The sequence below is a fragment of the Mesorhizobium sp. L2C066B000 genome, assembly GCF_000502335.1.
GTDB lineage: Bacteria > Pseudomonadota > Alphaproteobacteria > Rhizobiales > Rhizobiaceae > Mesorhizobium.
The window spans coordinates 313,212-327,219 of sequence record NZ_AYWZ01000004.1 but is presented as its reverse complement, the minus strand read 5'-3'; the positions used below and the strand labels follow the sequence as shown (position 1 = coordinate 327,219).

Sequence of the window (14,008 nt, the reverse complement as noted above, 5' to 3'; positions counted from 1 at the left end):
GACAACCATGGCTCCGCTGCTCGCGGCGCGGGGTGTGTCGAAGTCTTTCTTCGGCAACCCCGTCCTGCGCGACGTTTCAATCGCTCTCCAGCCGGGCCGCGTGCATGCGATGCTCGGCGAGAACGGCGCCGGAAAGTCGACCTTGATCAACCTTTTGTCCGGCGCCTTGAGACCGGATGGCGGGACGATCGAGGTCGATGGACGCGCGGTCTCACGCATGACGCCGGCTGTTGCGCGGCAGGCCGGCATCGCCGTCGTCCAGCAGGAACTCAGCCTGACGGCCAGTCTTTCCATCGCCGAAAATATTGGTCTCGGCGCCTATCCCAAACGGTTCGGCCTGATTGACTACCGCGAACTCGCTGCGCGGGCGAGGACCGCATGCGAACTTGTCGGGCTGCACGAGCCGCTGTCGACGCCGGTCGGGCATCTGTCGCTCGGCCGCCGCCAAATGGTGGAGATCGCCAAGGCGCTCTACCGCCGGCCGCGCGTGCTCATTCTCGACGAACCGACATCGTCGCTATCGGCAACCGAAACCAAAATCCTCACCGATCTGCTGCAGCGGTTGCGCGGCGAAGGCATCGCCATTCTCTACATCTCGCACCGACTGAACGAAGTCATGGCGCTATGCCAGCACGTCACCGTGCTGAAGGACGGCACCTGCACGGCCGACCGCACCCTGGAAGGCACCGACGCCGCCGGGTTGGTTCGGCTGATGGTCGGCCGCGATCCCGGTGATCTTTTTCCGCAATGGCAGCCTTCCAGTTTGCCTGCCGACGCTATCTCCGTCCGAAATCTTTCGGCCGGCCTGATGCGCGACGTCGATCTAGATATCAAAACGGGCGAAGTGCTTGGCATTGGCGGTCTGGTCGGGCAAGGGCAGGAAGATCTGCTGCTCGGTCTCTACGGCGCCATTCCGGCACGGACGGCGTCGGCGACCGTCAACGGCGCCTCCGGCCTGCCCGGCGGCGTGCCGAAAGCCAACGCGCTGGGGTTGGCCTATGTGCCCGCGGATCGGAAGCGCGAGGGCCTGCACCTGATCCATCCCATCATCACCAACATGATGCTGCCCGCCTTTGCCAGGCTGCCGGCGCTGAAGCTGCGCAGCCGCCGCGCAGAGCGCGAGACGGCCAAAAGCCTTGCCGTCCAACTCGGCATCAAGGGTCACCTCGGGCGGGCGGCGCAGGCTCTATCGGGCGGCAACCAGCAGAAGGTGGCGCTGGCGAAATGGATGCCGCACGACCCGCTGGTGCTTCTGCTCAACGATCCGACGCGCGGCGTCGACGTCGAAACAAAACGTGAGATCTACATGATGCTTCGCAATTTCGCCGCCGCCGGCAAGGCGGTCGTGCTGCTCAGTTCCGACACGCCCGAACTCGTGCACCTTTGCGACCGTGTAGCCATCGTCCGCGAAGGCCGCATCGTCGCCATGCTGGCGCGTGGAGCGCTGAGCGAGGAAGCCATCGTCTCCGCGGCGATGGGCGCCGAACAGCGGAAGGTTGCGGCATGAACGGATCTTCCTCCGCCCGGCAGACCGATGCGCTCTACTGGCCGGTGCAGATGCGTCGCAATGTCGGCGTGCGCAGCCTGTTTGCCGTCGTCCTGGTGTTTCTCATCGCCTATGGCGTCCTCTTTCCGGGCCTGTTCACGGCGTCCGGCTTCGCCAAATTCACGCAGAGCTGGTTTCCATTGGCGCTGGTCGCCATGGCGCAGGCGATCCTGATGCTCACCGGCGGCATCAGCCTAGCCATCGGCGCGACGGTCAGCTTGGGCGCGGTCATCGCCGCGACGACGATGGCCGGGCCGCTGGGCGTCGCCGGGGGCACTGCCGCAGTGGCGCTGACGGGCCTCGGCATCGGGGCGGCGACCGGCTTCATCGTGGTACGGCTTCGGCTGCCGGCCATCGTGGTGACGCTTGCCGGGTCGTTCATCATCGGCGGCGCCGCACTGCTGATCCTGCCGCGGCCCGGCGGCGCACTCCCGGCGTGGNCCGCACTGCTGATCCTGCCGCGGCCCGGCGGCGCAATCCCGGCGTGGCTGTCCGACCTGCTTGCCGGCAACACACCGGCGGCATTCGTGCTGCTGGTGGTCATCATTCTCCTGTGGAAGCTCTATCTCGCCACGCCGCTTGGCTTGAGCCTCTATGCCGCCGGCGAGAATCCGGTCGGCGCCTATCGCTCCGGCGTGCCGGTCGACGGCGCGCGCATTGCGGCCTATGCGATCAGCGGTCTGCTCTCCACTGGCGCCGGCTTGTTCGTCGCCGCACAGACCGGTTCGGGCGACCCGGTCATCGGCGCCGCCTTTACCCTGAACTCGATTGCCGCTGCGGTGCTCGGCGGCATCGGCTTCCTCGGCGGCCAGGGCACGATGCGCGGCGCGCTTGCCGGCAGCCTGCTGCTCAGCCTGATGATCAGCGTCATGTTCTTCCTCGGCTTCACGCCGGTCGCACAATATGTGGCCCAGGGCCTGATCATCATCGGCGCGGTCGCCATCCCGCAATCCCGCAAGGCACAGCAATGACAGCATGGAATGACAGCGCGGGCGGCAAACGCGCCCTGACGGTCCTGCGCAGCCGGCCGTTTCTCACCGTTGCCATCGTTGCCGCGGTCTGGATCGTGGCGAGCTTCGTTTCGCGCGGCTTCGGCGCTTATGGCCATCTGCGCTATCTGGTGGAGCTCGGCGCCGTCATCGGCCTGGTTGCCGCGGGCCAGACTTTTGTGGTGATCGCCGGCGGCATCGACCTTTCCGTCGCGGCCATCGTCACGGTCAGCGCCGTCAGCCTGCCGCTGCTGTCGTGGCAGGTGGATCCGACCGGCATCACCGCCATTCTTGCCGTTCTGGTGCTGACCACGGCAATCGGCCTGGTCAACGGGCTCGGCGTCGCTTTGCTGCGCGTCCACCCGATGATCATGACATTGGCCATGGCGACATTCTTGCAGGGTCTGTTGATCATCATCGCCGGCGGCAGCGCCGTGACCGCCGAGAACCCGCTGGTCCACTGGCTCGGCAATGGCCGGCCGGCCGGCATTCCCGCTGGCGTATTGTTGTGGGTGGTCGTGTCGGCGATCGTGCTGACCACGATGCATGCGACATCGCTCGGCGCCCGCATCTTCGCCATGGGCGCGAACCCACTTGCCGCGGCATTGTCCGGTGTTCCGGTCACGTCCACGACGCTTGCGGTCTACGGCATCAGCGGCTTCTGCTCGGGACTTGCCGGCGTGCTCGTGTTGGGCATGAACGGACAGGGCTATGTCGGCATCGGCGATCCCTATCTGCTCGCCTCGATTGCCGCTGTGGTCCTCGGAGGCACCTCGATCCTCGGCGGGCTTGGCACCTATGCCGGCACCATCCCCGGCGCCATCCTGCTGGTCACCATCACCGCGCTGATCACCGTCGTCAACGCATCGCCCGGCTGGCGCAGCATCCTGTTCGGCTCGCTGATCCTCGGCCTGCTGCTGCTCTCAGGCCGGGAGCAGGCGCGCCGATGACACATCGTCGAGCCGATAGATGCGCCTTGCGTTGCCGAAGAACAGCGCCGTCTGCTCGTCGGCGGAAAAGTCCGCTGTGATGGTTTTGAAGCCGTCATATATGTCATCGAACGAGGCATGCAGGCCGGCGACCGGAAAGTCGCTGCCGAACATGGCGCGACCGGTGCCGAAACAATCGATGCAATGCAGGACGACGGGCTTCAGGCTGTCGAGCGTCCAGTCATGATCGTAGGCGACCAGATCCGATATTTTGATGGCGACGTTGTCGCATTGCGACAGAAGCCGCAGCCCGTCGCGCCATCTCTGCATGCCGTCGGCGTCGCGGTCGATCGGACTGCCGCAATGGTTGAGCACGAATTGCTGATCGGGGAAGGCAGCCGCAAGGCGAGCCGCGCCGGCGAGCTGGCGCGGAAACACCATCAGGTCGAAGGCCAGCCGATGCTGGCCAAGCAAGGCAAGCCCGGCGCGCCAGGCCGGATCGTCCATGATGCCGTCACGGGCCGCAAAACGGCGGGCAGGGTCGGGATCCCAGCTCAATATGTCGCGCACGCCGGCGACACGCTCGAACGCGGCTTGCGCTTCGATCAGCGCAGGCGCCTGGCGATCGGCGAGCGGCACGTGAACGACATAGCGGGCGGCGACGCCGCGCGATTTGTCGAGTGCTTCAAGCCAGCGCGTTTCTCCGATGCAGTCGCCACTCGCCCAGCCGGCTTCGACATGGAGGGTGGCGACGACATTATGCCCTATGGCATCGCGCGCATAATCCCCGGGCAGATAGTTCCGCCGCAAGGGGCCAAGCTCGCCCAGGCCGCCGCGCTCGCCGGCCGTGGCGCCGAGCCAGGGATGCCGTCCCAGGCTGAGATCCCAAAGATGATGATGGGCGTCGATGATCGGTCCGGCGTAAGGTTCTGGCACGTATCTCTCTCAGGCTGTGACCGGCGATCGATTCTGGCTTCGTTCTGCGACGGTGAAAGGGTTAGCATCGGATGACTGAAAACTCACCGGTTCCAGCCCTTTCGGTGCACGAAAATTTTCAGCTCGACGACCGCATCCGCGGCGTGCCTCCCGGCACAACCGGGCTTGACAGCAGCCTTGTCGCGGCCGAGCACTGGCATCCCGCCGATGGACGCATGGCGCTTCCGGTGCTGACCCTCGACGAGGCGGCCTTCTCCGTCAATCGCGACCTGTTCCTGCGCTATGCGCGCGAACACAATGTTGAGATCGCTCCGCATGCCAAGACGCCGATGGCGCCCGACCTTGCCCGGTCGCTGGTCGAGGCCGGCGCATGGGGCACGACGGTCGCCGACATCAGGCAAGCGACAGTGATGCTGAAGGCCGGCTTGACACGGCTGATCATCGCCAATGAGGTTGGCGGAGCCGGCGGCGCCAACCGGCTGGCGGTGCTTGCTGGTGCCTGGCCGGATGCCGAGCTCTATGTCTTTGCCGACTCGGTCGACGCCGTGAATGCGCTTGCCGAGGCCTGGCGCGCCAATGCGGCGCTGCCGCCGCTGCGCGTGCTGGTCGAACTTGGTGCGGGCAGGGCGGGCGCCCGCACCACCGCGCAAGCCGAGGCTATCGCCGATGCGATCACGGCTGCCGGCGGGCGGCTGCTGATCGCCGGCGTTACGACCTATGAAGGGGCGGCGGCGCAACCCGAGCCCGGTCGCACCGATGAGGTGATATCCCGCCTGCTGGCAATGACCGCCGACATGTTCCTGCGGCTGCGTGCCCGCGTCGGCGGCGACGCACCGCTGATCGTCACAGCCGGCGGCTCCGCCTTCTTCGACAGAGTGGTTGAAGCACTTTCGCCGGAGGTTTTCAGCGACGGCAACGCAACGCTGGTGCTGCGCAGCGGCGCCATCTTCTTCCACGACCACGGCACCTATGACCGTTCGCTCGGCGCCCTCGATGCCCGCAAGGGTTTTGCCATAGGCGGCATCAGCGCTTCGGCGCGGCATTCCTTTCGCCCTGCGCTACGCCTGTGGGCCGAAGTGCTGTCGCGGCCTGAGCCCGGCCTCGTCATCTGCGGCATGGGGATGCGCGACGTGTCGTTCGACCAGGGATTTCCAACGCTGCTCACGGTCTTCCGCGCCGGGAAGCCGCTGCCGATGCCAGCGGCGCGCGCCGAGGTGGTCAAGCTCAACGACCAGCATGCCTTCCTGTCGATTGCGCCGAGCGACGACATCGCCGTCGGCGACGTCATCGAATTCGGCATCTCGCACCCCTGCACCTGCCTCGACCGTTATCGTGTGATCTTCGGGGTCGACGCGACCGGCCACGTCCGCCACGCTTTCCCCACCTGGTTCGGCTGACCAGATCCCCGAAAAAGAGAACCTCGAAAGGATCCGATATGATCAAGTATTTTCAGTCCGGCTCGCGCATGTCGCAGGCAGTCGTCTATGGCGGCCTCGTTCACATAGCCGGCCAGGTGGCCAACGATCGCAAGGCCGGCATCGAAGGCCAGACCAGCGACGTGCTTGCCAAAGTCGAGGCGCTGCTGGTCGAGGCCGGCAGCAGCAAGTCGAAGTTGGTGGCGGTCAACATCTTCCTGCCGCAGATCGGTGATTTCGAGGCCATGAACAGCATCTACGATGCCTGGATCGATCCTGCCCGCCTGCCGGCGCGGGCCTGCGTCGAGGCGCGGCTTGCCGACCCTGATCTGCGCATCGAAATCACCGCGGTCGCGGCGGTCTGACCATGCACACCGGCCTCGCCCACACGCTCGATTTCGACCGCGACGGCAAGACGCTCAGCCATCTAAGCATTCCGTTCTCGATCGATCGCTCGCCCTACTTTCAGGTCAAGGTGCCGATCTGCCTCATCCGCAATGGCGACGGCCCGTCACTGCTTTTGATGGCCGGCAATCACGGCGACGAATATGAGGGCGAGCTGTCGCTGGCAAAACTGGCGCGCCGGCTCGATCCGAAGCGGATCAAGGGCCGCATCACCATCATGCCGATGGCCAACGCCCCTGCGGTGATGGCCGCCAAGCGCTGCTCGCCGCTCGACGGCGGCAATCTCAACCGGGCCTTTCCCGGCGATCCCTCGGGAACGCCGACAAGCCGGCTCGCCAATTTCCTTGAGACGGAGCTGTTCCCCCGTCACGACGTCGTCTTCGATATCCATTCGGGCGGCACGTCGATGGAGCATCTGCCGACCGCGCTGGTTGAACGCAACGCCGATCCCGAGCGCCACCGGCGTGGCGTCGAGCTGATGCGCATGCTCGGCATGCCCTACGGCTTTATCGCTGACAACGGCCAGGCCTCGCCAACCTCGATGGGCGCAGCGCGCCGCGCCGGCGCCATCGGCGTCAGCGGCGAGTTCGGCGGCGGTGGCACCGCAACGGTCGATTCGATGGCGATCACGGCCCGCGCACTCGACCGTCTGATGATAGCAATGGGTGTGGTCGGCGCGTCGGTCCTTGGCGCAGGCGAAAAGCCTTCGGCGCCGACAAGGCTGCTGTCCCTGTCCAGGCACAGCCAGGGCCTCTATGCCACCCGCCGCGGCTGGTTCGAGCCCGCCGCCAGGCTCGGCGACAGTGTCACTTCAGGACAATTGGCCGGCTGGTACCACGATCTCGAGCGGCTCGATGTTGCCGAGGAGGCCCTGCATTTCGCCGAAAGCGGCTTGGTGCTGTCGCGCCGGCTGCACACGATGTGTGAGGCGGGCGACTGCCTAATGCAGGTCGCAGAGCCGGTCGACGGCTGAGCCAAAGGCAGAGATATTCCATGCAGCAACTGTCCATGTGGACCTATCCCTGGGACATCCAGGATCTCGGCCTGGAGACGGTCGAACGTGATCTTGTCGAGCGCGCCGGGCTCAACATGATCAGCCTGGCGACATCCTATCATGCCGGGCGCTTCCTGCAGCCGCGCAGTCCGCGCCGCAAGGCCTATTTCCCTGAGGACGGCACCATCTATTTCAAGCCGACCGCTGCGCGCTGGGGAAGTCTAGCCGTCCAACCCAAGGTGGCTGACGTGATCACCGAGGGCGGCGACGTGCTCGGTCAGCTCATCCGCCGTCGCGACGCGGGCGGGCTAGGCGTTTCGTGCTGGACGGTCTGCCTGCACAACACCCGCCTGGGCATGCTGCATCCGCAGGCCGTCACCCGCAACGCCTTCGGCGATGCCAATTACTACAATCTCTGCCCCTCCCATCCCGATGCGCGCGCCTATGTCCGCGCGCTGATCGCAGACATCTCGCACAGCTACCGGCCGGACCGGATAGAACTTGAAAGCCCGTCCTTCATGGGCTTTGCCCATGAATACCATCACGAGAAGGACGGTGTCGGGCTGACGCCGGAAGACGATTTTCTTTTGTCTCTGTGCTTCTGTCCGTCCTGCGTCGCCCGTGCGGCAAAAGCCGGCATCGATGCCGAGGCGGCGCGCAAGCTCACCAGGCAATGGATCGTCGAGACCTGCGAGCGTGCGATGCCTGAGCGGCGCTTTCCCGATTTTCCCGCCTGCGGCATCGACGCCTTTGCCCCCTGGCCGGAGCTCCATGCCTATCTCTTGTGGCGATTCGAGCCAGTGACCAGCCTGGTCGCCGAACTGCGCGAGGTAGCCGATCCCACGACGCGGGTCGTTATTATCGATCTGAAAGACGGCTGGCTTGGCGGTTGCGATCTGGCAGCGCTGGGCAAGGTCTGCGACGGGGCGATCCTGTGCGCCTACGACATGCAGGCCGGCGATGTCGCCAGCCTGATGGCGGCCGGCCGTGCGGCACTGGGCGCGGACAAATTCCTCGGCGCCGGCTACCGGCTGTTCTATCCGGAAATGGCCCGCCCCGACATTCTTGCGGCCAAGGTGAAGCCAGCGCTGGCGCCCGGTGTCGACGGCATCAATTTCTACAATTACGGCCTCATTCCAGCCGCGCGGCTCGACTGGATCCGCGCTGTTCGGCAGCCTTGAGCCAGCCGGCCAATGCTCGCCGGCCACGAGGCGTTGAGGCCGGATTCGGGCGCGAGCGCTGCGGGGTGAATCAAATCAGCGAAACCTGAAGCCATCCATGGTGTAATCCGGGTATGCGTCCATCGTGTCGAACAGGTCGAACAGGTCAGGTGTGTCCGCCAATATTCCTGACAGAACCAGCACCGTGGCCACGCCGGCAGCAAGTCCGCCAGCGATGTCGTGTTCGACACTGTCGCCGACGCAGACCACAGTGCCGCGGTCTGGATTGCCTGCCAGCGCTAGTGCGGCGCCGAATATGGCGGGGTAAGGCTTGCCGATACGCGTGACGCTACCACCGAGGTCCTCGTAGAGATCCGCCAGCCGGCCGGCACCGAAGCGCGGCCCCACTGCCGTCAGCATGATCTTGTCAGGGTTGGTGCAGAAGCATGGCACCTGCCGCACCGCAGCCGGCGCAAGAAGTCGGCGATAGTGCTCAAGATCATAGCGGTCGCCCTCGCTGGCCGAAATCAGCACCAGCCCGGCATCGTCACCGTCCTTAGTCAATGCGAACGGCAGACCTTCGATCGCCGAGCGGTCATCGTCGCGGCTTATCAACAGGCATTTCGTGTTTGGCAGTAGCTTTCCGGATACCGCCATGTCGTGGAAGAACTCCCACGCGACCTCGCCGGAAGAAACAAAATGGTCCCAGGTTCCCGGTTCGAAGCCGAGCTTTAGCAGCCGGGTCTCGTTGGGCCCCGCCCGCTTGCCGGAGTTCGAAATCAGCACAGTGGTCTTGCCGGCGCGCTTCAGCGCCGATAGTGCTTCCACCGCCCCTGGATAGGGGCTGGCGCCGTCATGCAGCACGCCGAACTGATCGAGCAGGAAAACATCATAGCGCTCGGCCAGCTGACTGATTCCGTTGAGGTGTTCGACTGTTTTCGCGCTCATAGAAGCCCCGCCAGGCTTGCGCCCATCAGCGCCAGCCGCGCCGTGCCGGCGGCGGCTTCGTGCGAAAGCGCCGGCAGGAAATCAACACCAAGTCTGCGCTGCCGGATCGCCGTCCAGGCGGCATTCGCCGCACCGCCGCCGACGCTTCTGACCGACGTCAGCCGCGGCGCGCCGAGCTCAGCGAGCCTGTCATAGCCGAGCGCCTCGATCGCGGCGATACCCTCCAACATGGCTTTCAGATAGTCGGCGTCCTCCACCGGTCGCGGCACAAGACGCGGCGGCAGTGCTGGATCGGCGATCGGAAAGCGTTCGCCTGCAGTGGCAAGAGGATAGTAGTCGAGGCCGGTCTCGGTCATCGGGTCGATCGCCATGCTCAGCTCGACGATGCGCGCCAGAGGGAAATGCTGTGTCAGCACCTTGCCGCCGGAGTTCGATGCGCCGCCCGCCAGCCAGACATCTCCAAGCCGATGGCTGTAGATGCCGAAGCGTGGCGCCGAGATAGGCCGGTCGGACAGGATCTTGACGGTCAACGACGACCCCAGCGCGGTGACGCCGTCGCCTATTGCCGCGGCACCTGTCGCCAGGAACGAGGCGCAGCCATCGGTCGTTCCGGCGACGACGGCGATTTCGCGCGGTAAGCCGAACATATCCGCGGCATCCGCGGTGAGTTTGCCGACGACATCGCCCGGCCTGGCGATACCGGGCAGCAACTCCATGCGCATTTCGGTGGCCGCAATCCAGTCCGGCCAGCAGCGGGCCGTGATGTCGTAACCGGTTTTCAAGGCATTGTTCTCGTCGCTGACATCGAAGCGACCGGAGAATTGTCCCGCGATCCAGTCCGCCTGATGCAGCACCGCGGCAACACCGGGCGTGCGCTGGAACCAGAGCGCCTTGGCGAGACCGGACGTCGCCCCAAGTGCGGCACTGGTCGCTGGGGCTTCGCGAGCGATCGCGACCAGAATGGCGTTGTCGGCGACCGTATCGTTGTACATCAGCGGCTCGGCCAGCGGCCGCCCGGCGCCGTCGACCGGCAGCAACGTACCTGAAGTGCCGTCAACAGCGATCGACCGGACCGCTGTTCGGTCGATGCCCGAAAGCAGTTCCGCCAGCGCTGCGCCGACCGCTGACCACCACACTGCAGGGTCGCGGGCATTCCGGCCAAACAACTCGAGCGAAACGGCGGAACGCGCGGCAATGGAAAAATCCGGACGCATGGCGACCGCGCGCGCGCCGGACGTGCCGATGTCGATGCCTATGGCAAGCGGCGTGTCAGCGGCTGGCGGCATTGAGTTTCTGGCGATACTTCTCGGCGTCCCAGTTGACCAGTTCATCGTTCTCGGCGGCGGTGAGGTAGTTCAGCCGCGCTGCAATGTCGATGCGTGCCGTCACGTCGGCAAGGCAGCGTTGCATGGCGTCGGCGCCCGCACTGGCATCGCCGCGCATCAGCACGCCCAGCCCGGGAAACAGGATCGCCACGGGGTTTGTACCGCACCGCTCGATGACGCGCGGCACATCCTCACCGGGCTTTGCCACCACCGACCCCCGACCCAGAAAGATGACGTGATCGGGGTAGAGGCTGCCCCCGGACGCCATGCGGCGGCTTTCGGGATCGATGGCGACCGCGTGCGCCTCGATTTCCGCCGGCAGCCTGTAACCGGTTTTCCCGGCCAGCGCCGCCAATCCCGCAACATCCGGTTCCGCCACTTGGCGCGCCGGCCGCGCCAGAAGCAGCGTGACGCGGCGCAGCAGCACTTCGGCCTTGGCGACGGTATCGGCCGCGACGACCAGCCCGTGATTGGCAAGGATTAGCACGTCGACCCCAGCCTGAAGCCGCTCGGCAATACCCTGGGCAAGCGGCAGGCCTGGCCGGAAATAAGGAACATACGCCCATTTGAGACCATCAAGGCGTCTGGCGGCTTCCACCTCGCAATTGGCCTGTACCGCCAGCGAAATGGTTTCGACGCAATGGACATGCAGGACGACGCGCTGCGGCATCAGCGCGTGAACGGTGGTTTCAATCGAAGGGCGCAGGCGCCGGGCGTTGAGCGTCTCGATGGCGAAGATCTGCGGCTGGTCGGCGGCGCTGTCGCGCTGTTCGACAGCCCTGAGCAGCGGCGCCATCGCCACCGGGACCATGATGTCTTCGGAGAGCGCATCCTTCAGCCATGTGCCGGAAGCCTTGATCCACAGCGTGTCGCCGGCTTTCAGCGAGGTGTTGCCGCCGGCGGCCTGGGTCAGATTTGGATTGCGCCCGATGCTGGCCGAAAGCGCCCGCAAAGCAGCCATTTCCTGCGCATCCGCATAGCTCGCCATGGCGCATTTCCTCTATCAGCTCCGTCAGCCTCGCAGCTTCGGATACCCGTCGTGGGATGTTGATGTGTATCGCAGATGCGAGCGACTTACGTCAATAGTGATCTAATGTCATCAAAGGTTCTTGCAATCGGAAAGATGTTGAGTAAGTTACGTCAAATGCCGTGGCAAAAACGGCTCCTGGGAGGAAAAACGATTGAGCGACTCCGGCCGCCAGCGTCAGATCGTCGAGTTGCTGCGGGATCGCCCCTTCGCGTCGGTGCGCGAACTGCAGGAGCAGCTCGGCGTGTCGGCGGCGACGGTGCGGCGCGACATCGACAAGATCGACGAGGCCGGTGAAGCACGGAAGGTCTATGGTGGCATCTCGGCGCTCGACGGCGCTTCACAGGCGGGTGTTGCCTATGCCAGGCCCTATGACGAGAACCGCGACCTCGCGGTCGAGGCCAAGCGGCAGATCGCCGCTCTCGCGGCCACGATGGTGCGCGACGGCGATGCGGTCATCGTGCATGGCGGTTCGACCTGCTTCCACCTTGGGGTCAAGCTGGCTGAGCGCAGCATCCGTCTCTATACCAATTCGATGCCGCTCGCGGCCTATCTGAGCGACCACGGCCATTGCAGCCTGACCGTTGCCGGCGGCGATCTGCATCGTGAGCCGGGCATCATCCATTCACCGACCCAGGCGGAGCCGTTCTACGCATCGAAGTTCTTTCTCGGCGCGCAAGGCCTTGGCCAGGAGGGCGTGCTGGAATCGCACCCGCTGCTGGTCCGCTCCATCGCCGATCTCAGCCTGTGTGCCGACCAGATCGTGGTGCTGGCCGACAGCCGCAAACTGTCGATCCACGCCCGTAACATCGCGCTGCCCTTGTCGCGCATCGGCACGCTGGTGACCGATGACGGCCTGTCCGACGTCGACGCGCGCATGCTGGAAGACGCGGGCGTCATGGTGCGCATCGCTTCGGCTTCGGGAGCCATCCAGTGAAGATGGCCGTCCTCGATTTCGGCAAGACCAATTCGAAGCTGTTCGTCTTCGCTCAGGACGGGCGCATCGTCGACGAGCGCCGGACCCGGCCGAACTGGATGCGCAAAGATGGCTTCAGCGTGCTTGATGAGGCAGCACTTCACAGTTGGGCGGTTCGCGCCGTAAGCGAGGCCTCCGACGTCCATGGCGTACAGGGCGTGATGGTGTCGGGCCATGGCTGCACCTTTGCCCTGGTCGACGAGGCGGCGCTGACGCATCCGATACTCGATTATGAGCAAGAGCCGCCGGCTGATATTGCCGCGCAAATTGATCGCCTCGTTCCGGATTTCACCGAGACCTTCTCGCCGCGATTGCCGCTCGGCTTCAACTACGGTCGCCACATGCTGTGGCTACAGGCGGTGCAACCCGGTGCATTCACGGCCGCGAAATCGATCCTCGGCTATCCACAATACTGGAGCTGGCGGTTTGGCGGCCGGGCGGTCTCGGAAGTGTCCTATCTCGGCTGCCACTCGCATTTATGGGCGCCGCGCAAGCGCGACTTCAGTTCGCTGGTCGATATTGAGGGCTGGCGCGACCGGATGCCCGCTTTCGAGCGGGCGGGCTCGGTTGTCGGCGAGCAACGCCTCGGCGACACGAAGCGGCGGATCGCCATCCACAATGGTGTCCATGACAGCAATGCCGCGCTCCATGCCTATCGCCGGCAGGAGCTTGGCCCGGTCACCGTCGTCTCGACCGGCACCTGGGTCGTCGTGCTTAATCCGGATTGCCTGCTCGACGCGCTCGATGGCCAGCGCGACATGCTGGTCAATGTCGATATCGACGGCGGCCCTGTGCCGACCATCCGCTTCATGGGCGGGCGCGAATTCGCCACGATCAGCGACGGCTGGCAAGGCGCGATCGCGCCGGCGGCAGTGCAGCGGGTGATCAACGCCGGCAGCATGGCGCTGCCGAGCTTCGCGCCGGGCGGACCAATGCCCGGCCGCGCCGGCAAATTGGTCGGCCGCATGCCAAGCGCCGAGGAACGCGCAGCCGTGGCGCTGCTCTACGTCGCGCTGATGGTCGACCTCTGCCTCGACCAGATCCATTCGGACAACACCGTGATCGTCGATGGCGGACTGAACGCTGGCGGCCTGCTCGCCGGGCTAGTGGCGCAACTGCGTCCCAGCCAGGCCTTCCTGCAAGGGGCCACACTGGAGGGCAGCGCCACCGGGGCGGCGGCGCTGGCCTTCGAGACCGTCGGCCGCGAATTTGCCGCGGAAGTGCCGGAGCCCGTGCGTGCCGCAAGCTTCACCGGACTTGCCCGATATCGCGACACATGGCGTGGCCTCATCGGCGAGCAGGGCATCCCCCGCGCGGCAGCGGGAGGCGCACGGTGATTGTCGCTGCTCAGGCCGAAG

Annotated in this window: 13 protein-coding genes; 9 read left to right on the top strand and 4 right to left on the bottom strand. The window is 65.5% G+C overall.

Going from position 1 to position 14,008, the window contains the following annotated elements; all coding sequences use genetic code 11:
- The first annotated feature begins 7 nt into the window (after positions 1 to 7).
- The 3 genes from X733_RS152350 (at position 8) to X733_RS152360 (ending at position 3,485) form a co-directional block, all read left to right on the top strand.
- Positions 8 to 1,507, top strand: coding sequence for a sugar ABC transporter ATP-binding protein (locus tag X733_RS152350; RefSeq protein ID WP_196813726.1), 1,500 nt, complete (start codon positions 8 to 10; stop codon positions 1,505 to 1,507).
- Positions 1,504 to 2,517, top strand: coding sequence for an ABC transporter permease (locus X733_RS152355; protein ID WP_023818667.1), 1,014 nt, complete (start codon positions 1,504 to 1,506; stop codon positions 2,515 to 2,517). Before X733_RS152350 ends, X733_RS152355 begins: the two co-directional genes overlap by 4 nt.
- Positions 2,514 to 3,485: an ABC transporter permease gene (locus X733_RS152360; RefSeq protein ID WP_023695084.1), complete on the top strand. Its 972-nt coding sequence runs from the start codon at positions 2,514 to 2,516 to the stop codon at positions 3,483 to 3,485. Before X733_RS152355 ends, X733_RS152360 begins: the two co-directional genes overlap by 4 nt.
- On the opposite strand, the gene X733_RS152365 is transcribed toward X733_RS152360, so the two are convergent.
- A complete protein-coding gene (locus X733_RS152365; RefSeq protein WP_023701281.1) occupies positions 3,459 to 4,400 on the bottom strand; it encodes an amidohydrolase family protein in 942 nt (313 codons plus the stop codon). The genes X733_RS152360 and X733_RS152365 overlap by 27 nt on opposite strands.
- A gap of 71 nt (positions 4,401 to 4,471) precedes the next feature.
- On the opposite strand from X733_RS152365, the gene X733_RS152370 reads away from it, so the two are divergent.
- From X733_RS152370 to X733_RS152385, 4 genes are read left to right on the top strand one after another with little or no spacing between them, the layout of a single operon-like run.
- Complete coding sequence (locus tag X733_RS152370; RefSeq protein ID WP_031193247.1) at positions 4,472 to 5,797, top strand: alanine racemase; 1,326 nt, start codon at positions 4,472 to 4,474, stop codon at positions 5,795 to 5,797.
- Between the two features lie 38 nt (positions 5,798 to 5,835).
- A complete protein-coding gene (locus X733_RS152375) occupies positions 5,836 to 6,180 on the top strand; it encodes a RidA family protein (protein ID WP_023670576.1) in 345 nt (114 codons plus the stop codon).
- Positions 6,181 to 6,182: 2 nt separating this feature from the next.
- The gene (locus tag X733_RS152380) at positions 6,183 to 7,193 is read left to right on the top strand and encodes a succinylglutamate desuccinylase/aspartoacylase family protein (protein WP_023818666.1); all 1,011 of its coding nucleotides are present in this window, start codon (positions 6,183 to 6,185) and stop codon (positions 7,191 to 7,193) included.
- Positions 7,194 to 7,213: 20 nt separating this feature from the next.
- The gene (locus X733_RS152385) at positions 7,214 to 8,395 is read left to right on the top strand and encodes a hypothetical protein (RefSeq protein WP_031193246.1); all 1,182 of its coding nucleotides are present in this window, start codon (positions 7,214 to 7,216) and stop codon (positions 8,393 to 8,395) included.
- A 75-nt stretch (positions 8,396 to 8,470) separates the two neighbouring features.
- Here X733_RS152385 and X733_RS152390 read toward each other — a convergent pair whose 3' ends face one another.
- The 3 genes from X733_RS152390 to X733_RS152400 are packed head-to-tail and all read right to left on the bottom strand — an operon-like array spanning position 8,471 to position 11,635.
- Complete coding sequence (locus X733_RS152390; protein ID WP_023818664.1) at positions 8,471 to 9,322, bottom strand: TIGR01459 family HAD-type hydrolase; 852 nt, start codon at positions 9,320 to 9,322, stop codon at positions 8,471 to 8,473.
- Positions 9,319 to 10,608: an FGGY-family carbohydrate kinase gene (locus tag X733_RS152395; RefSeq protein WP_031193245.1), complete on the bottom strand. Its 1,290-nt coding sequence runs from the start codon at positions 10,606 to 10,608 to the stop codon at positions 9,319 to 9,321. Before X733_RS152395 ends, X733_RS152390 begins: the two co-directional genes overlap by 4 nt.
- Complete coding sequence (locus tag X733_RS152400) at positions 10,592 to 11,635, bottom strand: class II aldolase/adducin family protein (RefSeq protein ID WP_023686809.1); 1,044 nt, start codon at positions 11,633 to 11,635, stop codon at positions 10,592 to 10,594. Before X733_RS152400 ends, X733_RS152395 begins: the two co-directional genes overlap by 17 nt.
- 193 nt (positions 11,636 to 11,828) lie before the next feature.
- Between X733_RS152400 and X733_RS152405 the strand changes: the two genes are divergently transcribed.
- Together X733_RS152405 and X733_RS152410 are read left to right on the top strand one after the other, a co-directional pair.
- The gene (locus X733_RS152405) at positions 11,829 to 12,611 is read left to right on the top strand and encodes a DeoR/GlpR family DNA-binding transcription regulator (protein ID WP_023701285.1); all 783 of its coding nucleotides are present in this window, start codon (positions 11,829 to 11,831) and stop codon (positions 12,609 to 12,611) included.
- Complete coding sequence (locus X733_RS152410; protein ID WP_023701286.1) at positions 12,608 to 13,987, top strand: FGGY-family carbohydrate kinase; 1,380 nt, start codon at positions 12,608 to 12,610, stop codon at positions 13,985 to 13,987. Before X733_RS152405 ends, X733_RS152410 begins: the two co-directional genes overlap by 4 nt.
- The last annotated feature ends 21 nt before the right edge of the window (positions 13,988 to 14,008 follow it).